Below are 26,480 nucleotides of genomic sequence, written 5' to 3' on the forward strand. Positions count from 1 at the left end.
GATCTAAGCTATAACCAATTCTTCCGGAACATAAAAGATCGATGTAACAAAAGTTATTGTGTACTTGCCGGTAACTGCCATTAGAGGGATCTTAGCGTTAGTGTAGCCTGCCGTTAGGCATAGCGGTGCGTCAGCCCTAGCATTCAGATGATAATGTATGGCTCGAATTACAGATTTATTGGCCGAATGCTATGCCCTCTGGGCCGGCTGCGTACCGTTCCTGCACCCAGCCAAAATTAATCTCCGGTTATCCTATCGGGATTATGTTGTATGCTTGAGCGAATTCTGCTACAATTTGTTTCAAAATAAAATTTATAGCAGTATATGACTGTTCAGCCTGGACATCTTCAAGCAATCCGGACACAATCTTTTACTCACTCCTCACAACAGCCGGCCCAAAGCGAACCAATGTTTTACTACTTTGCCTACGGTTCTTGTATGTGTCCTGTGGATTTGAAGCGTTCACTAGGCGAACACACTCATCCCTATGTCATCGGGCCGGCCACGCTTCAAGGCTACCGGCTGGGTTTTTACTGCCGATCGCGCCGGCGTAACTGTGGCGTCCTAGACGTGGTAAAAGACGCAGCAGCCTCAGTGGAAGGCGTCCTCTACCAATTGCCTTGGCGCTTGAGTGAACTGCTAGATGATCGCGAAGACGTTCCCCGTGGCGGCTACCGGCATGAAATGGTAGAGATTAACTGCCGTAACCAGGTATACGCCAACGTGCGTACCTATGTCGTGGTCGATAAATTAGCCGAAGAACTCGCCCCCAACGATTGGTACTTTAACGTCGTTCTGCGAGGTGCATTAACCTGCGGACTCCCCGAACAGTATTGCTGGCGCTTGTTCAATCACATGCACCAGCTACAGCAACGGGAATGGCAAACCCCCGTCCGACGCTCCGCGTAAGCCGGTTTTAAACTCCCCTAATCCCCATTTGGAAACACTTCAGCTAAGCGCTGCTGTAACATTTGGGGAAATTTCGCGTAATATTTCTGATTCAGCGGTGAAGGGTGCGGCAGCGGTTGCAGCGTTACTTGCCGCTGGCTATCCCCCGATTTCAGGGTAATTTGAATGCTGCCGGTGTAGCGATCGCTTTGCTCAAAAAAATCCTTCATCGCTCCTCTTTCACCATAAGGCAAAAACCATTTTAAAGCTTCATTTCCTAATGTAATTATCCGATTTCCTTGCCAATGAAAAACAAGAAATTGCTCTAAAAACGGACGAAAGCGCTTTTTGATAGCTTCTGAATAAGCTTTATTTCCAGGGGGTTTGTAAGGCACCGTGTTAGTAAATAAAACCTTATCTAGAACAGAATTTAAATCGGTTGTTTTGTCTGGTTCTTGATGATAAATCGCCCGATAAAGACCTTTACGAACATGGGTGCCGGCGGCTCCACGAAGCGGTTGTTTGGCGTGAACTTCATCCTTGCCTAGGTCACGGGCAAAAAAGCATAAATTGCTGTTAAGATTGCCGGCATATAAAATTGGCAGGGTTGGTTCGATGCCGGCAGCTTGATAAACCGGCTCATCGATAGGAAATGTTTCCCGTTGCGCTTCTTGCTGAATTTTGGCAATTAATTCTTGAATGTCTGACATAGTTGTTGATGTTTATTGCAACCGCTGACAGCCGATGTGTCAAAAGCTAGAGTAGCTTTGTGCCAAAATAACGGCAAGTGCGCGAGAGGCATGAGGGATGGTTTGGCCGGCAGGATACAAATTGCAAGGTGGTCAGTACACCATAGAAAAAGAACTGGGAGAGGGAGGCTTTGGTGTCGCCTATCTTGCTAGAAACGCCAAGGGCGAACGTGTTGTCATCAAAACGTTGAATGACACCGTACAACAACGCCCCGATTTTGACAAATTTCAGCAGGATTTCCTCAATGAGGCGCTACGACTAGCAAAATGCAACCATCCCCATATCGTGCCGATTCACCAAGTCTTCCAAGAGGGGAGGCTGTGGTGCATGGTGATGGAATACATCGAGGGGGAAGATTTAGCCACTCACCTTGAGAAGCAGGGTGTTTTGCCAGAAGCTGAGGCGTTGCGCTACATTCAGCAAGTTGGTGAAGCGCTGACGGTTATTCACAATAACAATTTGCTGCATCGAGATGTGAAGCCAAATAACATCCTTGTGCGTGCCGGCACTTCGGAAGCCATCTTGATTGATTTTGGCATTGCCCGTGAGTTTACCCCCGATCTGACTCAAACTCATACGCAATTTTTCTCTTCTGGCTTTGCACCAATTGAGCAGTATGACAGACTTGCAAAACGTGGCGCTTATACGGATGTTTATGCTTTGGCTGCGACACTGTATGTGATTTTAACAGGCCAGATGCCTGAGCCGGCCCCAGTCAGGGCTGCCGGTACGCCGTTAACGTCACCCAAGCAGCACAAATCCAGTATTAGCGACAATGTGAATCGGGCAATTCTCAAGGGGATGGCCCTAAAGGCAAAAGATCGGCCCCAGTCTGTGTCAGACTGGTTGAAATTGCTGGGCTTGGGTAGTAGTCCCACAAAAACTATTATTCAGAACCAACCACATCGCCGACAGTGGCCTGCTTATATTGCACTCGCAGGGGTGGTAGTTGCTATCTTCATCGCACTAACTCTGCAACCTGCGCCATCCGTTGTCGTATCACCTCCTAAGACTTCCTCACCCGAAACATTTGCTCTAGTCAATACTTTCACCGCTGGCCGCCATTCCGCCTCATTTAGTGATGTTGCATTCAGCCCAGACGGTCAAACTCTTGCTTCTGGTAGAGACAACATCAAACTGTGGAATATCCCCACCGGCCAATTAAAAACAACCCTCACGGGCCATGCCGACTGGGTTGATTCTGTTGCATTCAGCCCAGACGGTCAGACTCTTGCTTCTGGTAGCTCTGACAAGACTATCAAACTGTGGAATATCCCCACTGGCGAATTAAAAATGACCCTCACCGGCCATTTCAAGTGTGTTAATTCTGTCGCATTCAGCCCAGACGGTCAGACTCTTGCTTCTGGCAGTTGGGACGACACTATCAAACTGTGGAATATTCCCACTGGCGAATTAAAAACGACCCTCACCGACCATTCCAACGTTGTTGATTCTGTCGCATTCAGCCCAGACGGTCAGACTCTTGCTTCTAGCAGTTGGGACGGTACTATCAAACTGTGGAGTATCCCCACCGGCCAATTAAAAACGACCCTCAGCGGCGGTTTTTGGTTTGTTAGGTCTGTCGTATTCAGCCCAGATGGACAGACTCTTGCTTCTATTGGCGGAGGCAAGACTATCAAACTGTGGAATCTCCGCACCGACGAAATAGAAAGGACTCTCACCGGCCATTCCGACTGGGTTTTTTCTGTCGCATTCAGCCCAGACGGCCAGACTCTTGCTTCTGGTAGCTCTGACAAGACTATCAAACTGTGGAACCTCCACACTGGCGAATTAAAAACGACCCTCACCGGCCATTCCGACTCAGTTAATTCTGTCGCATTCAGCCCGGACGGGCAGACTCTTGCTTCTGGCAGTTGGGACGACACTATCAAACTGTGGCAGGCTTCTCCTTGAGCAATTTTAGATTTTGTATTTTGCATTGAGGATGATCAAATTATGAATTTAAATTTGAAGCAAATAATGGTTCCCCCCGGCAACATTTTACACCTGAAAGATATCTCTTGGAAAATGTTTGAAACCCTATTAGAAGAATTAGGAGAAAGTCGGGCGGCAAAACTTTCTTACAGTAAAGGCATCTTGGAAATTATGACACCTCTGCTAGAGCATGAGTTTGACAAAAAAATTATTGGCAGATTAGTAGAGATTCTTCTTGAAGAACTTAACATCGAATTTGTGCCGGCAGGTTCTACGACGCTCAAAAATGAAGCAATGCAGCAGGGGGTAGAACCTGATGAATGTTTTTACATCCAGAATGAAGCGGTAATGAGAGGAAAAAAGCGAATAGATTTAACGATAGATCCGCCGCCAGATTTAGCCATAGAAATTGAGATTACTTCCCGCACTCATTTAAATAACTATGAAGCCTTGGGCGTTCCTGAATTGTGGCGATATAATGGAAGCCGGCTGCAAATCAATGTATTGCAAGCGGGAAAATATACTGAATCTGAAATTAGCTTTAACTTCCCCCAAATCCCACAGATAAAATCTGCAATTCCCCAGTATGTTGAACAAAGTAAAACGGCTGGAAGAAACGCGAGTGTAAAAGCATTCCGAAATTGGGTGCGGGAGCAATTATAATCAAGTTGAATTAATTTTGTGAAACCGGCAAGATGCCGGCCCCATTATTTTTCCTACTTGCCGCCGTAATAAAAAGCGATTTCCTTCTCTTTAAGCGGTGCGAAATCGGCATCGGCAAGCATTTTGTTAAGTTCTTCCTGAGAAATGTGCTTTGCGCCAATCCGCACAATTCTCGAACGCATGGTATTGGATACACCACTGCGTTGCCGACCGGCTTCCAGCCCCATTACTTTGTGATACAGTTCTAGTTTGGCAGCAGGAATCGGAGAGCCATCAAAATCAGTTCCCTTTGCGATCGCTACATCAATCGCATCAGCGCCGGTGGTTGTTTGAGTTTCTGGATTGGTTTCGGGGGACATAGCAAAAAGGTAAACGGTAAAAGCAAATACATATTACCCGTTTACTCGCCCCTTTAAAAACTGCTGGCTATCTCGGCTTGACGACGAGAACCGAACAGGGTGCATCCGCGACAACCTGACTGCTGACTGATCCTTGCAAAATCCGATCCATGCCGGTTAATCCCCGGCTACCGAGTACAATCAGGTCGGCTTGGTAAATATTTGCCAAACGGATAATTTCTTCGGCGGGATCGCCGGTAACAATTTCCAATTCACTCTGACAAGGTAAATCCGCTTGGTACACTTGTAGCTGTTTTTCAATTTGTCGGTAGGGTTCCTCTGCAAATCTTGGCCGATCTGCCTCTATTTCCAGATCAGGGCTTCGTGGAGGTATCACATTGCTGAGGATGATTTTGGTTGCCGGCTGGAGTTGGAGTTCACGTAGCGTCTGAATAACTTCCTCTGATAAGTCTGAACTGTCAAGGGCCACCAAAATTGTCTTGAGCACTGCTCAAATCTCCTGAAAAGTGAAATGATTGCAGCCTGAATTTTACCCAAACCTCGTTTCAGATACAGCGCAGCAGTGTAAGCTCTGCTCGTTCACCTGAGTAGAGGATATTGAGAGACTTGTTACCCCAATCAGTTTAGCGGCATTTTGGTGTTGAATTTTTTGCGCCGGCAGATCCAACATCTCCGCGCACTTTCTCACTAATGTGAGGTTTGAGCGAGTCATGTGAGGAATGAAACCAAACATCTTGCACCCTTCTCACTCAGGCCCTCTCACCGCAAAAGCCCATTATAGTCGGCTAAATTTCCGGTTTTTGAAGGATTGAGTCCTCTTAAGGAGGGCTTTCGCTATTCGCCAAGAATTGGAGTCCCTGACGGTTAGTGAGATGGTTGCAAGATGTGAGGAGAAAAAGTGCTGATTCCTTTTCCCCTCTAATTTCCCATCCTACTCGTCATGCTTCATTCTTCATCCTGCGTCCGATCCCCGTCCCCTAACTCCCAAGTTCCATCCTTGTTTTGGGTTCTCAGTCGCACCGAGTCGGCGTGAGAGGAAAGCCCTTCAGCATTGGCTAATAGCTGGATGGCACTCGCTACCTTTTGCAAGGCTGTCGGTGAATACTGAATTAGGCTGGAATGTTTCATAAACGTTTCCACCCCCAGCGCTGAGGCATAACGCGCCGCCCCGGAAGTCGGCAACGTGTGGTTGGGACCGGCAAGATAATCTCCCACCGCTTCCGGCGTCGAATTACCCAAGAAAATCGCCCCAGCATGGCGAATTGATTCTAGCAGTGCCCAAGGATCGGCAACTTCTAGCTCTAAGTGTTCGGGAGCAAACTCGTTAGAGAGTTCTGCCGCCACTGTCAGCGACTCCACAATCACCACTAAGCCGTAATGGGCGATTGCTTTTTCCGTCAAGGTGCGACGGGGGTGTTCTGCCAGTTGCCGATCAACTTCCGCCACAACTTGCCTTGCCAGTTGAGAATCGGTTGTCAGTAAGATCGCCGCCGCCATTGGGTCGTGCTCTGCTTGGGCCAATAAGTCGGCTGCGACGTGTGCGGGCTTTGCCGCCCCATCGGCAATGATCAGCACTTCTGATGGCCCCGCTAAGGAATCAATTCCCACGGTGCCGTAAACCAGCTTTTTGGCCAACGTCACGTAGATGTTACCAGGGCCGGTGATCACATCTACGTTCGGAATAGTTTCGGTGCCGTAAGCCAAGGCGGCAATCGCTTGCGCGCCGCCCACCCGATAAATTTCGTGGACGCCGGCTTCCTGGGCCGCTACCAGCACCGATGAGTTGATCGTTTTCTCTGAACCCGGTGGCGTACACATAATAATGCGCGGCACACCGACCACTTTCGCTGGGATGGCATTCATCAACACTGAACTGGGGTAGGCGGCCCTGCCCCCAGGAATATACAGTCCAGCTTTATCGACGGGCGTATATCGCTTGCCGAGGACGATTTCATCGTCGCCAAACTTTACCCAAGATTTAGGGACGCGCTGCCGGTGAAATGCTTCGATCTGTCTTGCGGCTAACCGTATTGCTTCTAATAACTCTTTCGAGACTTGTTGATAGGCTGCATCTAATTCTGAGCCGCTGACACGCAGCTGCTCGGCATTGAGCGTTTGCCCATCAAATTCTTCTGTGTAATGCAGGATAGCTCGATCGCCTTGACGCTTCACGGCTTGGAGCACCTCCCGAACCGTTGCCTCTTTATGAACGACAGCGTCGTCATGGGTGCGATCGCAGATCCGCCGCAGTTCAGCCTCTGCCTCAGCCCGCTGAGTAATGATTCGCAGCATGGAGTAGGAATGCCAATCTAGGACTTACCCGTGAGAACGATTGGTCTAACATCGTGAATGAACTTTCAGCTGGCTGCCAGATGTTCGGCGGTCAGTTGTTTGCCCAAAGACCGCTGTATGGCTGGTTTGCGTCCCAATAAGTTAGTGAAGCTTACCGCCCTTACTGACCCCCGCCCGAAGTTGAGGGCCAAACATAACTGATGCCGGCTAAGTGTCCTTCCGATCCCAGACGAACCTTTGCTCGTTGTTTCTATAAGCTTAACTCGGATTTTCCGCCTGGTGCGCGATCTTGTCCGAGTTGATGTTATAGTAGTTTGTCCAGAGTTAAAATGTTCGTGCACTAATAGAGCTGTTTCAGGATCGACTGTGGCCAATATTAAGTCTGCCGTTAAACGCGTCAAAATTGCCGAACGCAATCGGCTACGCAACAAATCGTACACATCAGCTGTCAAAACGCTGATCAAGAAGTATTTTGCATCTGTGGATGAGTACGCTGCCAATCCGACTCCAGAGTTAATGCAACAGGTGCAAACTCGCATGGCAGATACTTACAGCAAAATTGACAAAGCGGTGAAAAAAGGTGTTTTGCATCCCAATAATGGGGCGCGGAAAAAATCCCGCTTGGCGAGAGTTCTCAAGCAACATACACCAAGCCAGCAGCCTGCCGGCACCTCGACAGAGGCAGCCCAAGCTTCCTAGGCGACCGCATAATCAGTGTTCAAAGTGAGAAGTGAGACGTGGGAAGTGAGAATTATTCCCCAGTCTCTCGCTTCTCAATTTTGTCTTTTTCCCCATTTCGTCTTTTCGCTCATGCAGTTGATCGATACCCACGTCCATATCAACTTTGACCTGTTTCAGCCCGATCTGGAGGCCGCAGCTGGACGGTGGCGGGAGGCAGGCGTTGTCCGCCTGATCCATTCCTGTGTCGAACCGGCTGAGTTTGCCGGCATTCAAGAACTGGCCAACCGTTTCCCGGAACTGGCCTTTGCCGTTGGTCTCCACCCCCTCGACGCTCACAAGTGGACGCCGGCAACCCAAACCGAAATTCTGGAGTTGGCAAGTTCCGATCCCAGAGTCGTGGCCATTGGGGAAACCGGCTTAGACTTTTATAAAGCAGACAATCACGATCTGCAACAAACCGCGTTTGAGGCGCAGCTAACCATCGCCCAGCAGTTGCAGTTGCCGGTGATTATTCACTGTCGAGACGCGGCAGAAGCGATGGCGAAGTTGCTGCAAGATTTTACAGATCGTCAAGGTTCGGTACGTGGGGTGATGCACTGCTGGGGCGGAACTCCTGAAGAAACCCAATGGTTTCTCAATTTGGGCTTCTATATCAGCTTTAGCGGCATTGTCACCTTTAAAAATGCCACTCAAATCCACGCATCTGCGGCGATGGTTCCGGGCGATCGCCTGTTAATTGAAACCGATTGTCCGTTCCTCGCCCCAGTTCCAAAAAGGGGTAAACGCAACGAACCGGCTTATGTACGCTATGTCGCCGAACAAGTGGCCCAAATCAGGAATGTTTCCCTAGACACCCTAGCGGCACAAACAACTGAGAATGCGTGCAATTTGTTTGGCCTTTCAGTCGCGCTGCCGGTGTCGGCATAGAAGGCAAAAGGTCGGGCAAAAAACTCCCGTATCCTTTCCCTGTGGCAAGCGACCTAGATGGTTACTTTGCCCCACAAATGCAGCAAGCTTGCGCCATAATGTATAGGAGGGAGAAATGGAATGAATAAATTGGTACGCTCAGTCTGTACGGTCAATACGTGGAAACCTCGAACTCCCCACATAAAGCGTGAAAAGTGAGTCAGGGGGAGGCAGCGAGTCAACCCTATACAAAAGTGCCAAGCACATCTATTTTTGCTTGTGCGATTGATTTATCCTTGCTTGACTTTTCACCTTGAAGCTTTCTAATAAACGTCGTTAAAGCCAAATAATCAGCCTCCAGAGATTGAAAAATCCCAGAAATTCCTGCCAAAACCATCTCTGTCTTGACGCACTAGGGCGCGTCTGGAATCTGCTATTAGGCGCTTTTCAACTCAGACTCCCAGATGGGAGTTAGTTGACATAATTGTGTAAATAATGTAAAGTACGGGGTTCGCGATCTCGCTAACCCGATCCTAGGAGACGCATGACTACTCAGACTCCCACCGCACCAGCCTTCGTCCTGCCAGACCTCGTGGAAATCCAGCGCTCTAGCTTCCGCTGGTTTCTGGAAGAGGGACTTATTGAAGAACTCAATAGCTTCTCGCCGATCACAGACTACACCGGCAAGCTAGAACTGCATTTCCTGGGCAAAGACTACAAACTCAAGCGCCCTAAGTACGACGTTGACGAAGCCAAACGCAGGGACAGCACCTACGCCGTTCAAATGTATGTGCCCACCCGCCTCATCAACAAAGAAACCGGCGAAATCAAAGAACAAGAAGTCTTCATCGGCGACCTGCCCCTGATGACAGACCGAGGCACTTTCATCATCAACGGTGCCGAACGAGTTATCGTTAACCAGATCGTCCGCTCTCCCGGAGTCTACTACAAATCTGACACCGACAAGAACGGACGTCGTACCTATAACGCCAGCCTCATCCCCAACCGAGGCGCATGGCTGAAATTTGAAACCGACAAAAACGACCTCGTTTGGGTGCGGATTGACAAAACCCGCAAACTCAGCGCCCAAGTGCTGCTCAAAGCTTTGGGACTGACTGACAACGAAATTTACGACGCCCTGCGCCACCCGGAATACTTCCAAAAAACCATTGAAAAAGAAGGGCAGTTCAGCGAAGAAGAAGCCTTGATGGAGCTTTACCGCAAACTGCGTCCGGGTGAACCCCCCACCGTTTCAGGGGGCCAGCAGCTGCTTGACTCTCGCTTCTTTGACCCCAAACGCTACGATCTTGGTCGCGTGGGCCGGTACAAGCTCAACAAAAAGCTGCGGCTCAACGTGCCAGATACCATGCGGGTACTGACCCCCCAAGACATTTTGGCGGCGGTTGACTACCTGATTAACTTGGAATTCGACATCGGCCAGACAGACGATATCGACCACTTGGGCAACCGGCGCGTCCGCAGTGTGGGTGAGCTACTGCAAAACCAGGTGCGGGTTGGGTTAAACCGGCTTGAACGCATTATCCGGGAACGGATGACCGTATCAGACGCTGACGCCCTCACCCCAGCATCCCTCGTCAACCCCAAACCCTTAGTCGCGGCGATCAAAGAATTCTTCGGATCGTCCCAGTTGTCCCAGTTCATGGATCAAACCAATCCTCTGGCAGAACTGACCCACAAGCGCCGGCTATCGGCCCTTGGCCCAGGCGGTCTGACGCGGGAACGGGCCGGCTTTGCGGTGCGAGACATTCACCCCTCCCACTACGGGCGCATCTGCCCCATCGAAACGCCTGAAGGCCCAAATGCCGGTTTAATCGGCTCCTTGGCCACTCACGCACGGGTGAACGCCTACGGGTTTATCGCCACGCCCTTCTACCCAGTCGAAAATGGCCGGGTGTTGCGCGATCGGCCTCCCCAGTTCATGACGGCAGATGAGGAAGATGACCTCAGAGTGGCACCGGGGGATATTACGGTCGATGAAAATGGCTACATCCAGGGTGAAACGGTGCCGGTGCGCTACAGGCAAGACTTTACCACCACCACACCCGACCAAGTAGACTACGTCGCCGTGTCGCCGGTGCAGATTATCTCGGTGGCTACATCTCTGATTCCTTTCCTGGAACATGACGATGCTAACCGCGCCCTCATGGGGTCTAATATGCAACGGCAAGCGGTGCCCTTGCTGCAACCAGAGCGGCCCCTAGTGGGAACCGGCCTGGAAGCGCAAGCAGCGCGGGACTCTGGGATGGTGATCGTGTCGCGCACGGATGGGGTGGTGACCTATGTGGATGCAGAGCGCATCCGGGTGAAACCAACGCCAGCGAACAACGGGCACAGCAATCAGTCAGACGGGGCGACAAGCCGGCCCTCCGCTGAACCGAAAGAACTTGAATACCAGCTTCAGAAGTACCAGCGTTCCAACCAAGATACCTGTCTCAATCAGCGCCCGCTGGTGTTTGAAGGCGATGACGTCGTTGCCGGCCAAGTGCTAGCAGATGGTTCGGCAACGGAAGGCGGAGAAATCGCCCTGGGCCAAAATATCCTAGTGGCTTATATGCCCTGGGAAGGCTACAACTATGAAGACGCGATCCTGATTAGCGAACGCCTCGTCATCGACGATGTCTACACCTCAATTCACATTGAAAAATATGAAATTGAGGCGCGGCAAACTAAACTCGGGCCAGAGGAAATCACGCGGGAAATTCCCAACGTTGGGGAAGATGCACTGCGCCAGCTAGATGAGGGCGGCATCATCCGGATCGGGGCGTGGGTCGAGTCGGGCGATATTCTGGTCGGTAAAGTGACGCCGAAGGGTGAATCTGACCAACCGCCTGAAGAAAAGCTGCTGCGGGCGATTTTCGGGGAAAAAGCTCGCGACGTGCGCGACAATTCCCTGCGAGTGCCCAATGGAGAAAAAGGCCGCGTCGTTGATGTACGGGTGTTCACTCGCGAACAAGGCGATGAACTGCCTCCCGGCGCAAATATGGTTGTGCGCGTCTATGTGGCCCAAAAACGGAAGATTCAAGTGGGCGACAAGATGGCAGGCCGGCACGGCAATAAGGGGATTATTTCCCGAATTCTGCCGGCTGAGGATATGCCGTACTTGCCCGATGGCAAGCCGGTTGATATCGTCCTCAACCCCTTGGGTGTGCCGTCACGGATGAACGTGGGCCAGATTTTCGAGTGCCTGCTGGGTTGGGCCGGCGAAAATTTGAACGCGCGGTTTAAAGTCGTGCCGTTTGATGAAATGCACGGGTCGGAAAAATCGCGAGAAACCGTGCATTACAAGTTGCAGCAAGCTCGTGAGAAAACCGGCAAAGATTGGTTATTTAACCCGGATAATGCCGGTAAGATTACCGTCATGGACGGACGCACCGGCGAACCCTTTGACAGGCCGGTCACAGTGGGCAAAGCCTATATGCTGAAGCTGGTTCACTTAGTGGATGATAAGATCCACGCCCGTTCCACCGGCCCTTACTCTCTAGTGACGCAACAGCCTCTTGGTGGCAAGGCGCAGCAAGGCGGCCAGCGTTTCGGAGAAATGGAAGTGTGGGCGCTGGAGGCGTTTGGCGCAGCCTACACCTTGCAAGAATTGCTGACGGTGAAGTCAGACGATATGCAAGGTCGTAACGAAGCGCTCAATGCGATCGTCAAAGGCAAGGCTATCCCCCGTCCGGGAACGCCAGAATCTTTCAAAGTGCTGATGCGCGAGTTGCAATCCCTGTGCTTGGATATTGCAGTGCACAAGGTTGAAACCAAGGAGGACGGCACCTCACGTGATGTGGAGGTTGATCTGATGGCGGATGTATCCACCCGCCGCGCCCCTTCAAGACCGACTTACGAGTCAGTTTCGCGGGAAGCGTTTGACGAAGCCGACGAATAGTTGTTAGCAGCCATCTGTCAGCAGTCCGTTGTTTTTGACGGCTGACTGCTGACAGAAGAAGCGCTAACCAATGAGACAATGAATTATCTTCGCCGGTGCGATTAACACCGCGAGATTCAAACCAACGTAATCTTATTTAAACCTCACGTTGATCATGTCTCATTTTGTCACATCCCCCTGGACTTGCAGGTTTAAGGACGGCAGCCGGTTGTATAGAATGGCAAGGCAATAAACTGGGAAATGGTTGCGGGCGCAAATGGATTAATGGCAAATCGGTATTCGTTCACCGATTACTTCTCGAATCCAAAATACCAGGATTCTTAGAATCGGGTAGTTTAGCTTGCCACACTTGTGATAACCCAAGCTGTATTAACCCAGACCATTTAGTACCGGGAATTGCCGCTGAAAATAGCTTGCAAATGATAGAGCAAAACCGCAAAACCTCTCGTAGCCAAACCTTTGCCGGGAGCAGCAAATTGAGTATTGACCAACTTTGGGAAATTCAGCTCAAATATTCCAACAAGTTCAAGCTATGCGGAGTCGTCGAATGAATGGCGACCGCATTCCCGATATGGCTGATGATTTTGGAGTGTCTCGAAGTGTCATTGACGACCTTAAAAACGGAGTGACCTATAAAGAAGTTTAACTTTATTAAGAATACCGTCAGCTCCCCTTTTGTTAGCGACCAGCTAAGAAAGCTGATAACTGAAGCGCGACTGATGATACCTGGTAAAACTTGGAAGCACATTGAAGGGAGATAAAGATAAATGGCAAAGCTTGAACAAAGATTTGACTACGTCAAAATTGGTTTAGCGTCCCCAGAAAGAATTCGGCAGTGGGGCGAAAGAACCTTACCTAATGGTCAAGTCGTGGGCGAGGTGACGAAGCCAGAAACCATCAATTACAGGACATTAAAGCCTGAAATGGATGGCTTATTTTGCGAGCGAATTTTCGGGCCGGCAAAAGATTGGGAATGCCATTGTGGGAAATACAAACGGGTTCGTCACAGAGGTATTGTATGTGAGAGATGTGGCGTAGAAGTCACCGAATCGAGAGTGCGCCGGCACCGCATGGGCTATATCAAATTAGCCGCGCCGGTCGCCCACGTTTGGTATCTCAAAGGCATCCCCAGCTACATGGCGATCCTTTTGGATATGCCACTACGGGATGTCGAACAAATTGTCTACTTTAACGCCTACGTCGTTCTCTCCCCCGGCAACGCCGACAACCTGCAATACAAACAGCTACTGACAGAAGATCAGTGGATGGAAATTGAGGATCAGCTTTATAGCGAAGATTCTCAACTCGCCAACATCGAAGTCGGCATTGGCGCGGAAGCACTGCAACGCCTGCTGCAAGACATTGAGCTGGAAAAAGAAGCTGAACAGCTGCGCGAAGAAATTGCCAACGCCAAAGGACAAAAACGCGCCAAACTGATCAAGCGCCTGCGCGTGATTGACAATTTCATCGCCACCGGCTCCCAACCCGATTGGATGGTACTGTCCGTCATTCCAGTAATTCCGCCGGATCTGCGCCCGATGGTGCAGCTCGATGGTGGACGTTTTGCCACCTCTGACCTTAACGACCTCTACCGGCGCGTCATCAACCGCAACAACCGACTGGCTCGACTGCAAGAAATCCTTGCCCCAGAAATCATCATCCGTAACGAAAAGCGGATGCTGCAAGAAGCCGTTGACGCCCTCATCGACAATGGACGCCGGGGACGAACAGTCGTAGGAGCCAACAACCGGCCCCTTAAATCCCTTTCTGACATCATTGAAGGTAAACAAGGCCGATTCCGCCAAAACCTGTTAGGTAAGCGAGTTGACTACTCCGGACGTTCCGTTATCGTCGTCGGGCCAAAACTCAAAATCCACCAGTGCGGCTTACCCCGTGAAATGGCCATCGAGCTATTCCAACCCTTCGTGATTCATCGGCTGATTCGTCAGGGACTGGTCAACAACATCAAAGCCGCCAAAAAACTCATCCAGCGTAACGATCCCAGCGTATGGGACGTGCTAGAAGAAGTCATAGAAGGGCACCCAGTCATGCTAAACCGGGCACCCACCTTGCACCGGCTAGGGATTCAAGCCTTTGAACCGATCTTGGTGGAAGGGCGCGCCATCCAGCTGCATCCCCTCGTTTGTCCTGCCTTCAACGCCGACTTTGACGGTGACCAAATGGCCGTTCACGTCCCCTTATCCTTAGAATCTCAGGCAGAAGCGCGGTTACTGATGCTGGCATCCAACAATATCATGTCACCGGCAACCGGACGGCCCATCGTGACGCCCAGCCAAGACATGGTGTTAGGCTGCTACTACCTAACCGCCGAAAGCCACGATCAGCAAAGAGGAGCCGGTCGCTACTTTGCGAACTTAGACGACGCGATCATCGCCTACGAACAAAAACAAATCGACCTCCACGCCTATATTTGGGTGCGCTTTGATGGAACCGTAGAAACAGATGAGCCGGATAACAGCCCCAAAGTCGAAAAATCCCCAGACGGTATCGTAACGAAACTCTATAAATACCGTCGAACTCGGGAAGACGCAACCGGCAACATCGTTAGCCAATACATCAAAACAACCCCAGGACGAATCATCTTAAACAAGACGATTCAAGAAGCGCTCAAATAGTCATTTGTCATTTGTCACTTATCAATTGTTAATTGTCAGCCGGTCAAAACCCAAAACAAAAGACAAAAGATAAGTGACAAAGCATCAACAACCAAGGGCAAAAAACGACCGGACAAAGGACACAGGACAAAAAAACATGGCAGATCAAAAGTCAATGGTTTTTCGCAATCGAGTTGTGGACAAAGGTGTCTTAAAAAAACTCATTGCCTGGGCCTTCACCAACTACGGGACAGCGCGGACAGCCCAAGTCGCCGACCTTCTTAAAGATTTGGGATTCCGCTACGCTACAAAAGCCGGCGTCTCCATCTCGGTAGACGACCTCAAAATTCCCCCCGGGAAACGTCAGCTGCTAGCAAAAGCAGAAGACGAAATTCGCGACACAGAAGCCCGCTACACGCGTGGAGAAATCACCGAAGTCGAGCGCTTCCAAAAAGTTATCGACACCTGGAACGGCACCAGCGAAGAACTCAAAGACGAAGTCGTACGTCACTTCAAAGCCGCCGATCCCCTGAACAGCGTCTACATGATGGCCTTTAGTGGAGCGCGGGGGAATATTTCCCAAGTCCGGCAGCTGGTGGGAATGCGGGGATTGATGGCAGATCCTCAAGGGGAAATTATCGACTTGCCCATCAAAACCAACTTCCGCGAAGGCTTAACTGTAACCGAATATATTATTTCCTCTTACGGGGCACGTAAGGGCTTAGTTGATACCGCACTGAGAACAGCCGACTCGGGCTATCTCACCCGCCGGCTCGTAGACGTATCCCAAGACGTGATCGTGCGGGAAATTGACTGCGGCACTAACCGAGGAATTCCAGTACGGGCAATGACCGATGGGGATCGGGTGTTGATCCCGCTGAAAAACCGCTTGCTGGGTCGGGTTTTAGCATTAGATGCGCCCCACCCCAAAACCGGCAAAATTATTGTCACCCGTAACCAACCGATATCGGAAGAACTCGCCCAAGAAATTGGCGATGCCAAAGTAGAAGAAGTGTTCGTACGCTCTCCCCTCACCTGCGAAGCCACCCGCAGTTGCTGCCAGCATTGCTACGGCTGGAGCCTTGCCCATGCTCACTTAGTAGACATGGGTGAAGCCGTGGGGATCATCGCCGCCCAGTCCATCGGCGAACCGGGGACTCAGCTAACGATGCGAACCTTCCACACTGGGGGCGTCTTCACCGGCGAAATCGCCCGTCAAGTTCGCGCACCCTTTGAAGGCACGATTCGCTATATTGGCCAACTACGAACCCGGCCCTTCCGTACCCGCCACGGGGAAGAAGCCCTGGTTGTAGAAAGTGCAAACGCCGAATTAGCCGTAGAGCGAGATGGACGGCGAGAAGTTTTTCCCATCACCCAAGGTTCCACCCTGTTGGTGCAAGATGGCAGTCACGTAAAAGCCGACGCATTTATCGCCGAAGTGCCGATTGCCGGTCGTACCGCCCGCAAAACCACGGAAAAAGCAACCAAAGACGTGGCCTCCGACTTGGCCGGCGAAGCGCTGTTTGCCGACTTGGTGCCTGAAGAAAAAACAGACCGGCAGGGCAACACCACCCGCATCGCCCAGCGCGGCGGCTTAATCTGGATTCTGGCCGGCGAAGTTTACAACTTGCCACCAGGGGCCGAACCCATCGTCAAAAACGGCGACCGGATTCAGCCTGGAAGCGTTTTGGCCGAAACCAAACTGATTACTGAACATGGCGGCGTTGTGCGCTTGGGTGGGGAAGACACTTCTGGCGAACACCCTCGCGAAGTGGAAATTATCACCGCTTCTGTCCTGCTTGACCGGGCCACTGTTCGCGAGGAAAGCTACCAGGGCCGGGAACACTATGTGATTGAAACCACCAACAACCAGCAGTTTTCCCTGAAAGCCACCCCAGGCACAAAGGTGCAAAATAATCAAGTGGTCGCTGAGTTGATGGACGGTCGCTATCACACCCAAACCGGCGGGATCATCAAATATTCCGGTGTGGAAGTGGCCAAGCGGGGTAAAGCCAAGCAAGGTTACGAAGTCGTTAAAGGCGGCACCCTGTTGTGGATTCCCGAAGAATGTCATGAAGTTAACAAAGACATTTCTTTGCTGCTGGTTGAAGATGGCCAGTATGTAGAAGCCGGCACAGAAGTCGTCAAAGACATCTTCTGCCAAAACAACGGGGTCGTGGAAGTTACCCAGAAAAACGACATCCTGCGGGAAATTGTCGTCAAGCCCGGTGAACTCCACATGGTAGATGATCCGGAAGAAGTGCTCAGTGCCGATGCCACGTTGGCGAATCCAGGCCAAGAAGTTATAAAAGGTCTGACGGTGCCGGAGTTACGCTACATCGAGTATGTGGAAACCCCTGAAGGCCCCGCCCTCCTGCTACGTCCGGTAACTGAGTTTCACGTGCCCGACGAGCCGGCTGTTCCTTCCCAAGAATCGCGCAAAGACCAAGACGGTTCCGCAATTGAGTTGCGTGCCGTGCAACGCCTGCCCTATAAAGATGGGGAGCGGGTTAAATCCGTTGAAGGTTTGGAGTTGCTGCGAACCCAGCTTGTTCTGGAAATTGGCAAAGACGCCCCTCAATTGGCAGCCGATATTGAGCTGGTGCCAGATGCGAATGACCCGTCTGTGATGCGGCTGCAATTGGTGATTTTAGAATCGCTGATCATTCGCCGGGATATGGCGGCAGACGCCCTGCAAGGCAGCACCCACACTCGCCTATTGGTGGAAGATGGCCAACGTATTGCCCCCGGCGCCGTCGTAGCCCGAACTGAAATTCAGTGTAAAGAAGCTGGTTTGGTTCGCGGGATTCGCGAGGGTGCGGAAGCAATTCGCCGGATTCTGGTGGTGCGCGATGCTGATTTGCTCACCCTAGAAGTCCCAGAACTCTCACCAACTGTTAAAGTCGGCACTTTACTGGTTGCCGGTAAGGATGAGATCGCGCCCGGAGTTGGACTTGAAGAGTCTGGCCAAGTGATCTCTATCATCAAAGATCAATCTTCACCGGCAGATGGAGATGCCCAATCCAAGCTGCAAAAACCGGCTAGCAAAGTCGTGATGCGGATCGCCCGCCCCTATCGCGTTTCTTCAGGTGCAGTGCTGCACGTTGAGGATGGCAGTTTGGTGCAGCGGGGTGACTTGTTGGTGCTGCTGGTGTTTGAGCGCACGAAGACGGGAGATATTATCCAAGGTTTGCCCCGGATTGAGGAACTGCTGGAAGCCCGGAAGCCTAAGGAAGCTTGTGTTCTGTCCAAACGACCGGGGACGGCTCAGGTTGAGTATGGTGACGATGACTCGGTAGAAGTCAAGGTCATTGAGGCTGATGGGGTGATTACAGAGTATGTGATGGGTCCGGGACAGAATGTGATGGTGTCTGATGGCCAGGAAGTCAAAGCCGGCGAGCCACTTTCAGATGGGCCTTCAAATCCCCATGAAATTCTGGAGGTTTTCTTTAATATCAACCGGGAAACGATGGGCGCGTATGATGCGGCGTTGAGTAGTTTCCAAGCCTGCCAGACATTTTTGGTGAATGAGGTGCAGTCCGTGTATCAATCTCAAGGAATTGATATTTCTGACAAGCACATTGAGGTGATTGTCCGTCAGATGACTTCTAAGGTTCGGATGGATGACGGCGGCGATACAACGATGCTGCCGGGTGAACTGGTGGAGTTGCGTCAGGTTGAGCAGGTGAATGAGGCAATGTCCATCACTGGCGGTGCACCGGCTCAGTATACGCCGGTGTTGCTGGGGATTACGAAGGCATCGCTGAATACGGATAGCTTTATCTCGGCGGCTTCTTTCCAAGAAACCACACGGGTGCTTACAGAAGCGGCGATTGAAGGTAAGTCTGACTGGTTGCGTGGACTCAAGGAAAACGTGATCATCGGACGTTTGATTCCTGCCGGCACGGGCTTCAATGCTTATGAGGACTTGATGAATAGTCAAGCCGACATGGATATGGGTTATGACTCTGCCGGTGTTCTGGATGAGGATGACGATCTTAAGGATGTCGTTCTCGATGACCGCAGCGCCCGTACCTTTAGCAGTAATGGCATCTTTGGCGACCGGACTGAGGAATTGCCTGAACGTCCCCCTCGTGCTGCTGCCGGCATCGGCTTTGACTTGGCCGGCGCTGACGCGTTCTCTCCCATTCTCGAAGATGATGTCTTGATTGATGATGAGGAAGAAGAAGAGGACGACGAAGAAGACGACGACTTTTAAATAAATGAAGGGTGAAGGGCAAGAAATTGCGCTTCACTTTTTCATTCCAAAAGTGAACAGTAGAGAGCTAAAAGTTGACTCTTTTTACTGTTCACTTTTTTTATTGACCGTGATTTTATCTGAATACAGTGCCGCCAACCGAGCCGGTTTACCAAAATAAAGAGTGATGTAATCAGCCAGATAAGTTGGCTAGAGAATGGCTTTTGCAATCTCAGTTGGTTTAGAACTTATCTGCATCTCAATAATAAACTGGGTTCCCTGTTCTGGCGTAGAAATACACTGCAATTGAGCACCATGTTTTTCTAACAAAATTTTCCGGCTAATTGACAACCCCATGCCTGTCCCTTTTCCAATGGGCTTGGTTGTAAAGAAGGGAGTAAAAAGTTTAGCGCGAACTTCCTCCGTCATACCAATGCCATTATCCGCAATGGTGATGCGAATGTGTGAACCGACAGCTATCCCGTCAGAGGAATTATGCGAGATGACTTCAGTGCGAATCAAAATTAGGGGTTGAAAAACTTGACTTTTTTCTTGGCTGACCCGTTCTTCTAACGCATCTATAGCATTGGCGAGCAAGTTCATGAATACCTGATTAAGCTGGCCGGCATAACAATTCACCGGCGGCAAGGCACCATAGTCTTTAATGACGTTAATCACAGGACGATCTGACTTAGCCTTAAGCCGGTGTTGCAATATCATCAAGGTGCTATTAATACCTTCGTGGATATCTACCGGCTTGCTTTCAGTTTCATCCAACCGCGAAAAATTTCGCAGAGACTGCACAATATTGCAGATCCGTTCGATCCCTAACTGCATGGAAGAAAGTAGTTTGGGTAAATCGTCTATGACAAATGGCAAGTCGGCATCTTCCATCTCATTGAGAATTTCTGGTTCGGGTTGGGGGTAATGCCGGTGGTAGAGATTCAATAGATGGATGAGTTCTTTACTATAGTCATTGGCGTGGGTGAGATTGCCGTAAATAAAATTCAGCGGATTGTTGATTTCATGGGCTACACCGGCAACGAGTTGACCCAAACTGGACATTTTTTCACTTTGCACAAGCTGAAGTTGGGCTTCCTGCAGCTCTTTTAAAGAACGTTCTAAGGCAATCGCTTTTTCGCGTTCTTTTTCCTGACTGCTTCGCAGCGCTATTTCTACTTCCTCACGTCGCTCTATTTCAGATTGTAACTTTTTACTCAAAGAAAAACTTCGTAAAGCAGTCAACACAGTCGTATATAGCTTTGATGTCGTTAATTCAGTCTTGGTTTTATAGTCGTTGATATCATAGCTAATAATTATGTTTTTTTCAGGTACTTGTCCCGGTTGACCTGTGCGTAAAATAATTCGCACGAATTGATTATTAAGCACTTCCCGAATATATTGAACCAACTCTAAGCCTGCATCATCAGTTTCCATAATGACATCAAGCAGAATGATAGCAACATCCGGATTTTCTTGAAGTAATTGTTTAGCTTCTCTGGCGGAGTAAGCACTAATAAAAGTCAAAGGCTTATTTTCAAAAGTAAACTTTTTTAATGCAATGTTTGTAGCCGTGTGAACTTGAATTTCATCATCTACAATTAAAACTTTCCAACTTTCTTTGAGTTGTTTTAAATCCTCTTCATTCGCAAAAAATAATTCATAATTGGATTCTTCTTCAAAAGTCAATAAATCTTGATCAGCAGATTGTCTAATTAAGAAATTGTCAGTTACACTTGCCATTGCTTTTCTCCCTTATAATTCAATGATCACTTTTAGTAACCAAATGCTTCTTTCGGATCTATTTGCATGGGCAACTTAATCACAAATTGCGTTCCCACTCCCACTTCACTCTGACACTCAATTTCACCTTTAAGTTTTTGAGTCACTAAATTGTAAACAAGATGTAATCCTAATCCACTCCCCCCCTGAGAGCGTTTAGTTGTAAAGAATGGCTCATAAATTTTGCTTAGGTTTTCAACCGGAATCCCTTGACCATCATCAGAGTATTTTAAGATCAGCTGATCGCCTTCTTGCTGAAAATGAATCAGAATTGTGCCCTCAACATCTCCTTTATATGCATGAGTTAAAGAGTTGATCAGCAAGTTAGCCACGATTTGCGAAAACGCACCTGGATAGGAATCTAGACTAATATTATTGTCGCCTAAAACTTCTATCGAATGTTTGGTATTTCGCAACTTTGGCTTTAGTTGCAACAAAATTTCATCGAGATAATTTTTGACTTGAAAAATTCGCCGTTCTTCGCTCGACTGATCGACTGCAACCTGCTTGAAGCTTTGAATTAATGCCGCAGCCCGCTGTAAATTAATCAGCAGGGTGTTGCTACTTTGGATCGCTATATCCAAAAATTCTTCTAACTCGGAGCGCTTCATTTTACCGCTCTTATAAATAGAACAGAATTCTGTGGTATGTTCTGCCAAAGCTGAAGCAACAGTGACCCCTACGCCAACGGGTGTATTAATTTCATGGGCAACGCCAGCGACTAATCCTCCTAGTGAGGCCATTTTTTCCGCTTCCACCAGTTTACTTTGAGCCGCTTTTAAGTTATCTAGGGCATCCGATAATTCTTGAGTGCGATCACCAACTAATTGCTCTAAGTTTTGATTAAACTCCTGTAAGTTTTTGTACAATTGGGCATTTTCAATAGAAATAGCAATTTGGGCAGATAAGAGTTTTAACAGCTCTAACCTATCGATGGTGAAAGCCCCTTCTGTCAGGTTATTCTCTAGGTAAAGAATGCCTGTTAGCTTGCCTTGGTGAAGTAGAGGCGTGCAGAGAATTGATTTCGGTTGAGTCGCAACCACATAAGGATCGCGGGTAAATTGTCCCTCTTGAGTGGCGTTATTTAAAACAACGTTTTCCTGGGTACGGATGACGTAGTTAGCGATCGCAACGACCAGTTTAGAAGTGTTTCCAGAAGCTGCTGTTGCATGGAGAGGAAGTGATCGCAGCACACTTACCTCATCTTCTTTAACCGAACCTTCCGCCTCGATCACCCAGTCTCCAGCTTTTTGCAAAATCAAAAAGCCTTTTTCAGCACCAGCATTTTCGATGGCAATTTTCATTAACCTTGTTAGCAACTTGCTCAAAACAATTTCACCTGAAATTGCTTGGGCGGCTTTCATCACGGTTGCTAAATCTAGAGTAGCTTCTAAGTTAGTGGTAGTGGTTGTAGGATGAGCAGTTGGTTGAGTAACTTTTGTTTTATTCGCACTCTGGCTTGAGGTTCTAAAGATTAATTGGGGATATTTCTTCTCTAGATTTTCTACTTTGCGTTTAGCCCCCCAGAGTTGATACCCATAGTGAGCCTTGGTTAGGTAAAGTTGGGCAAACTCCTCTTTGCCTTTTCCTAGCCAGAATTTAGCCGCGAGTTCTTCCCCTAAGGCTTCATTCTGAATAAAATCATGCTCTCTGGCTGAAGCAATTGCCCGATCATACAGATCCATCGCTTCTAAATCTTGGCCGGAAATGCGGGCAATCTCTGCTGCAACCAGCCAAAATTTGTGTGCGAAACTTTCTGGGCAGTTGTCTGCCCAAGTTTTTAGTTGTTTCTGATTCGCTTCTATTTGCTTCCAGTAATTTTTCTGCTCCGAGTCAGAGCCGGCTGGAAAGAGAGCAGTTAAGATCAAAGAGCGATAAAAATTATGGTGAGCGCTTGAAATGTGCCCCATCAGATAATCGATAATTTCCGACGCCTGATCTGAGGCTTTTTTGGCCTCATTATACTGTTCATCAAGATAAAAAGTCTGCGCTTTTAAAACATAAAACTCGCAGAGAGCGGCCATGCTCTTGCGGTTGTTAAAATTTTCTAAATGCTGTTTTTCACTAATTTCATCTTGTAGTCCCATGAAATTTAAAATTGCTAATTTGTTGGCATCAATGATATCGGTTGCCCACAAATTTTGGCTTTGAAGACAGAAATGGAGCGAGTTGGAAATATCTTCCAATAAGCTGTTCAAATTCATTCCCTGAAAGAAATAGGTAATGGTTTGAAACATTCTGTTATAACCCGTCCATTGCAAGTTGCCAGATTGCAAGCCAACTTTATATCCGTCGTTATTAATTTCGGCGGTGGTTTTAATGGGTTTAACCCAGCAGTTTAGGTAATTGGCAAAGATAACGCTATCTTGGCAGTTTTGCGACAGGTTATTTGAATTTTCGCTGAGGGTGAGAGCAAGCCGGCCAAACTCATAAGCCGAGTGGTAATCTCCTAAAATTGAATTCAGAATAATTCCATAACATGAGTAGCAGTAGGAACCTCCCGCGACAAATCCATATTTCAGAGAAATGTTAATAGCTTTGACAACAGTCAGTTTCCATAGTTCTTGAGACGAAAAAAATGTTAATGGACCCATGTTGCCCAATAACTTCATAGCCATTTTTTTCGCCGGCTCTTTCATCTTTTCGGCATTAATTAATGAAGAGATTTCTCGATTTGCTAAATTAGCCTTAGCTTCAGCAAGTTCGGTATTTACAGCCCCCGCTAAGTTCTCTTCAGCTAAGTCTATTTCTAACAAACGAAGTGCTTGTAACCCCGCTTGAATCGCTTCTTCATATTTGGTGAGTAGGGTGTACTGTACAATAAGGATGTTGTAAACTTCGGCTTTTTCGAGATTTGATTTGGACTGAGCCAAAGCGACTTCGATTAAAATCTTAGAATCTGCAAAGTTTCCGTTTAAATACTCCACATCTGCCAGTTCCTTATGCAAGGTAAAAGCCAGTTCGTAGGAGTCCTGCCAAATATTGCCTGGTAAAATTTCCAGCCCGATTCTTAAATAGTTTCTGGCAGCGGCATAAGCTGTTGCGTCTTTGGCTCTCCTCCCAGCAGTTATATTTAAAAGAGTCAGCTCAACTTTTTCTCGATCATCAGCAATTAACTTCCGTCCGGAATTTAAATGATCAACAATTTCAAAAATTCTTTCTGCTTGTCGCTCTGGAGAAATATTTGCTAATAATAGCCGGCCTATTTTGAGATGAACGGCTGTTTGTAGGTTTAAATCAATCAAAGCATAACCCGACTGCTGCACCCGGTCATGCAAAAACTTATAAGTTGTAATTACAAGTTGTGAATTAATGATCTCTTCTTCTGTCACACCCAATTCAGAAGTTGCAAGAATTAATCCATCTTGGATTGCCGGCAATAGCTCTTCAAAAGTTTGACCCGGAGACTTTTCATTAATAATTGCGAGAGTATTTAAATCAAAACTATTGCCAACGCAGGCAGCTAAGCGTAAAACTTGTTGAGTTAATTCCGGCATTTTTCTCAATTTGCCGATCATCAATTCGACAACATTATCGGTAATATCTAATGCTTCAATTTCTGAAAGGTTCCATTCCCAGTTTCTTTTGGCAAAATTGAAATTAAGAAGATTTTCTTGATAAAGCGTTTTAAGAAATTGATTAACAAAAAAAGGATTACCTTGGGTTTTACTGACGACTAACTCGGCTAAGGGCATCACTGAGTCTGTGTCTTTGTGTAAGGTTTCCGCAATCAACTTACCAATTTGCTGAATGTGCAAGGGAGTTAAGATAATTTGGCCGATCTTTGCACCTTGCTTTTGCAGTTCATCCAGGGTCATGGTTAACGGATGAGCGGGGTTAACTTCGTTATCTCGATAAGCACCCATTAGAAATAGATATTTTGTTTCCTCATCTGTCATCATGACTTGGAGCAGTTTTAGAGTAGCGGAGTCAGCCCATTGCAAATCGTCTAGAAAAATGACTAAGGGATGTTCAACAGAGCAAAACACGCGAATAAATTTTTGAAAAACTAAGTTAAAACGGTTTTGTGATTCTGTTGCTCCTAATTCTTGTACGGAGGGCTGCTTGCCAACGATGAGTTCTACTTCGGGAATAACATCGATAATGATTTGACCGTTTGCTCCAAAAGCAGCTAAAAGCTTTTCTTTCCAGGCATTGAGTTGGGTTTCATTTTCTGTGAGGAGTTGCTTGACGAGTGACTTGAATGCTTTGACAACAGCCGCATAAGGAATATTGCGTTGAAATTGGTCAAATTTGCCGGCAATAAAATAACCCTTTGCTTTAGTAATGGGTTTATAAACTTCTTGAACTAAAGCAGATTTGCCAATCCCAGAGTACCCCAACACTAACATCATTTCTGTTGTGCCCTTGCTGACGCGATCAAAGGCAACTAATAAGGTTTCAACTTCTCGCTCTCTTCCATAGAGTTTTTGCGGAATATGAAACTTGTTTGTAATATCTTTTTGGGCGATCTCAAACTCTGCAATTCTCCCCTCAGTTTGTAATTGCTGCAAGCATTCTTCTAAGTCAGCAATGATTCCCCAGGCACTTTGATATCTTGCTTCTGCCGTTTTGGCTAACAGCTTCATCACAATATGAGAAACAGCTAGGGGAATTGTGCGATTGATTTCATGGGGCGGGACTGCTTGTTTAGCAATGTGACAGTGGATTAATTCCATTGGATCGCTGTAATCGAAGGGCAGTTGCCCAGTTAGTAGTTCGTAAAACGTGACTCCTAATGAGTAAAAGTCTGTGCGATAGTCGATTTCGCGGTTCATTCTGCCGGTTTGTTCCGGTGAAATATAGGTCAGGGTGCCTTCTAAAACATTTGGGTTTTTAATGGTTGGATTTTCGCGAGTTAAGACCGTAGAGATGCCAAAATCTATAATTTGGATCAGGCCGTTGGTTGGGTTAATAATAATGTTGCTGGGATTAATATCTTTATGAATAATATTGTGGTGGTGAATTTCTCCCAATGCCTTGGTTATTTCAATGGCTGTTGATAAAAAAACCTTTAAACTAATGTTTCTATTATTTATCCATCTTTTCAAGGATTCTCCATTACAATCCTCGAAAACGATTACCAAAGTGTTCTGATATTTTTCTAAACTGTAGGCTTTCGGAACGCTGTCTAGGTTGAGGTTACAGGTAATTTCGTACTCTTGTTTGTATCTAACTAACGAAGCCGATGTTGGATAATCTTGCTTGAGAAATTTTAGAATAATCGGTTGATTGTCTAGCTTTCTTAAGCCTCGATAGACCAAAGAATTATTACTTTCATGAACGGTATTGAGAATTTCGTAGCCGGCTAAGTTAATCATTTTTAAATTAGTCCTTCAGTATTAATACGTAGTTTTTATTAGAGATTGGGGCGATTAAATTAATTTATTTCAATCATTAGATTATCCTACTTTTTTATTAAAGTTTATTCTTATTAAGATAAAGTTACATACAGTTAATATTTCGTTAAAATAGCATTTATATTTATTAATAAATACTGGGTATAAATA

The 26,480-nt window shown here is 47.9% G+C and carries 16 protein-coding genes; 9 read left to right on the forward strand and 7 right to left on the reverse strand.

Annotated elements, in window-relative coordinates; translation table 11 throughout:
- Positions 1-324: 324 nt before the first annotated feature.
- On the forward strand, positions 325-909 hold the full coding sequence (locus H6F56_RS22955) for a gamma-glutamylcyclotransferase (RefSeq protein ID WP_190673396.1): 585 nt from the start codon (positions 325-327) through the stop codon (positions 907-909).
- Positions 910-926: 17 nt separating this feature from the next.
- Here the strand turns inward: H6F56_RS22955 and H6F56_RS22960 are convergent, their stop codons facing one another.
- Positions 927-1,598 carry a uracil-DNA glycosylase family protein gene (locus tag H6F56_RS22960; RefSeq protein WP_190673399.1) on the reverse strand — a complete coding sequence of 224 codons (672 nt, stop codon included), beginning with the start codon at positions 1,596-1,598 and terminating at the stop codon, positions 927-929.
- 97 nt (positions 1,599-1,695) lie between these two features.
- Here H6F56_RS22960 and H6F56_RS26565 point away from each other — a divergent pair, with 97 nt between their 5' ends.
- Together H6F56_RS26565 and H6F56_RS22970 are read left to right on the forward strand one after the other, a co-directional pair.
- Positions 1,696-3,552, forward strand: coding sequence for a serine/threonine-protein kinase (locus tag H6F56_RS26565; RefSeq protein ID WP_190673402.1), 1,857 nt, complete (start codon positions 1,696-1,698; stop codon positions 3,550-3,552).
- 42 nt (positions 3,553-3,594) lie between these two features.
- On the forward strand, positions 3,595-4,236 hold the full coding sequence (locus H6F56_RS22970; RefSeq protein ID WP_190673405.1) for a Uma2 family endonuclease: 642 nt from the start codon (positions 3,595-3,597) through the stop codon (positions 4,234-4,236).
- Positions 4,237-4,289: 53 nt separating this feature from the next.
- Here the strand turns inward: H6F56_RS22970 and H6F56_RS22975 are convergent, their stop codons facing one another.
- From H6F56_RS22975 to hisD, 3 genes are all read right to left on the reverse strand, one after another.
- Positions 4,290-4,595 (reverse strand): DUF4090 family protein, encoded by a 306-nt coding sequence (locus H6F56_RS22975; RefSeq protein ID WP_190673408.1) that lies wholly within the window; start codon positions 4,593-4,595, stop codon positions 4,290-4,292.
- A 67-nt stretch (positions 4,596-4,662) separates the two neighbouring features.
- Positions 4,663-5,082, reverse strand: coding sequence for a universal stress protein (locus H6F56_RS22980; RefSeq protein ID WP_190673411.1), 420 nt, complete (start codon positions 5,080-5,082; stop codon positions 4,663-4,665).
- A gap of 458 nt (positions 5,083-5,540) precedes the next feature.
- Positions 5,541-6,887 (reverse strand): histidinol dehydrogenase, encoded by a 1,347-nt coding sequence (gene hisD / locus H6F56_RS22985; protein ID WP_190673414.1) that lies wholly within the window; start codon positions 6,885-6,887, stop codon positions 5,541-5,543.
- A 366-nt stretch (positions 6,888-7,253) separates the two neighbouring features.
- On the opposite strand from hisD, the gene rpsT reads away from it, so the two are divergent.
- Together rpsT and H6F56_RS22995 are read left to right on the forward strand one after the other, a co-directional pair.
- The gene (rpsT, locus tag H6F56_RS22990) at positions 7,254-7,586 is read left to right on the forward strand and encodes a 30S ribosomal protein S20 (RefSeq protein WP_190673417.1); all 333 of its coding nucleotides are present in this window, start codon (positions 7,254-7,256) and stop codon (positions 7,584-7,586) included.
- A gap of 111 nt (positions 7,587-7,697) precedes the next feature.
- Positions 7,698-8,495, forward strand: a complete 798-nt coding sequence (locus H6F56_RS22995) for a TatD family hydrolase (protein WP_190673565.1) — start codon at positions 7,698-7,700, stop codon at positions 8,493-8,495.
- 223 nt (positions 8,496-8,718) lie between these two features.
- Here H6F56_RS22995 and H6F56_RS23000 read toward each other — a convergent pair whose 3' ends face one another.
- Positions 8,719-8,865: a hypothetical protein gene (locus H6F56_RS23000; protein WP_190673420.1), complete on the reverse strand. Its 147-nt coding sequence runs from the start codon at positions 8,863-8,865 to the stop codon at positions 8,719-8,721.
- 153 nt (positions 8,866-9,018) lie between these two features.
- Here H6F56_RS23000 and rpoB point away from each other — a divergent pair, with 153 nt between their 5' ends.
- The 4 genes from rpoB (at position 9,019) to H6F56_RS23020 (ending at position 19,209) form a co-directional block, all read left to right on the forward strand.
- Positions 9,019-12,375 (forward strand): DNA-directed RNA polymerase subunit beta, encoded by a 3,357-nt coding sequence (gene rpoB, locus H6F56_RS23005; RefSeq protein ID WP_190673423.1) that lies wholly within the window; start codon positions 9,019-9,021, stop codon positions 12,373-12,375.
- 164 nt (positions 12,376-12,539) lie between these two features.
- Positions 12,540-12,926: a hypothetical protein gene (locus H6F56_RS23010; protein WP_190673426.1), complete on the forward strand. Its 387-nt coding sequence runs from the start codon at positions 12,540-12,542 to the stop codon at positions 12,924-12,926.
- 216 nt (positions 12,927-13,142) lie between these two features.
- Positions 13,143-15,011: a DNA-directed RNA polymerase subunit gamma gene (locus tag H6F56_RS23015; protein ID WP_190673429.1), complete on the forward strand. Its 1,869-nt coding sequence runs from the start codon at positions 13,143-13,145 to the stop codon at positions 15,009-15,011.
- Positions 15,012-15,147: 136 nt separating this feature from the next.
- On the forward strand, positions 15,148-19,209 hold the full coding sequence (locus H6F56_RS23020; protein WP_190673431.1) for a DNA-directed RNA polymerase subunit beta': 4,062 nt from the start codon (positions 15,148-15,150) through the stop codon (positions 19,207-19,209).
- A gap of 189 nt (positions 19,210-19,398) precedes the next feature.
- Here H6F56_RS23020 and H6F56_RS23025 read toward each other — a convergent pair whose 3' ends face one another.
- Both H6F56_RS23025 and H6F56_RS23030 read right to left on the reverse strand, forming a co-directional pair.
- The gene (locus tag H6F56_RS23025) at positions 19,399-20,931 is read right to left on the reverse strand and encodes an ATP-binding protein (RefSeq protein ID WP_190673433.1); all 1,533 of its coding nucleotides are present in this window, start codon (positions 20,929-20,931) and stop codon (positions 19,399-19,401) included.
- A 32-nt stretch (positions 20,932-20,963) separates the two neighbouring features.
- Positions 20,964-26,291, reverse strand: a complete 5,328-nt coding sequence (locus H6F56_RS23030) for an ATP-binding sensor histidine kinase (protein ID WP_190673435.1) — start codon at positions 26,289-26,291, stop codon at positions 20,964-20,966.
- Positions 26,292-26,480: the final 189 nt, after the last annotated feature.

Origin of the sequence: Microcoleus sp. FACHB-672 (assembly GCF_014695725.1) — a bacterium.
Taxonomy (GTDB): domain Bacteria; phylum Cyanobacteriota; class Cyanobacteriia; order Cyanobacteriales; family Oscillatoriaceae; genus FACHB-68.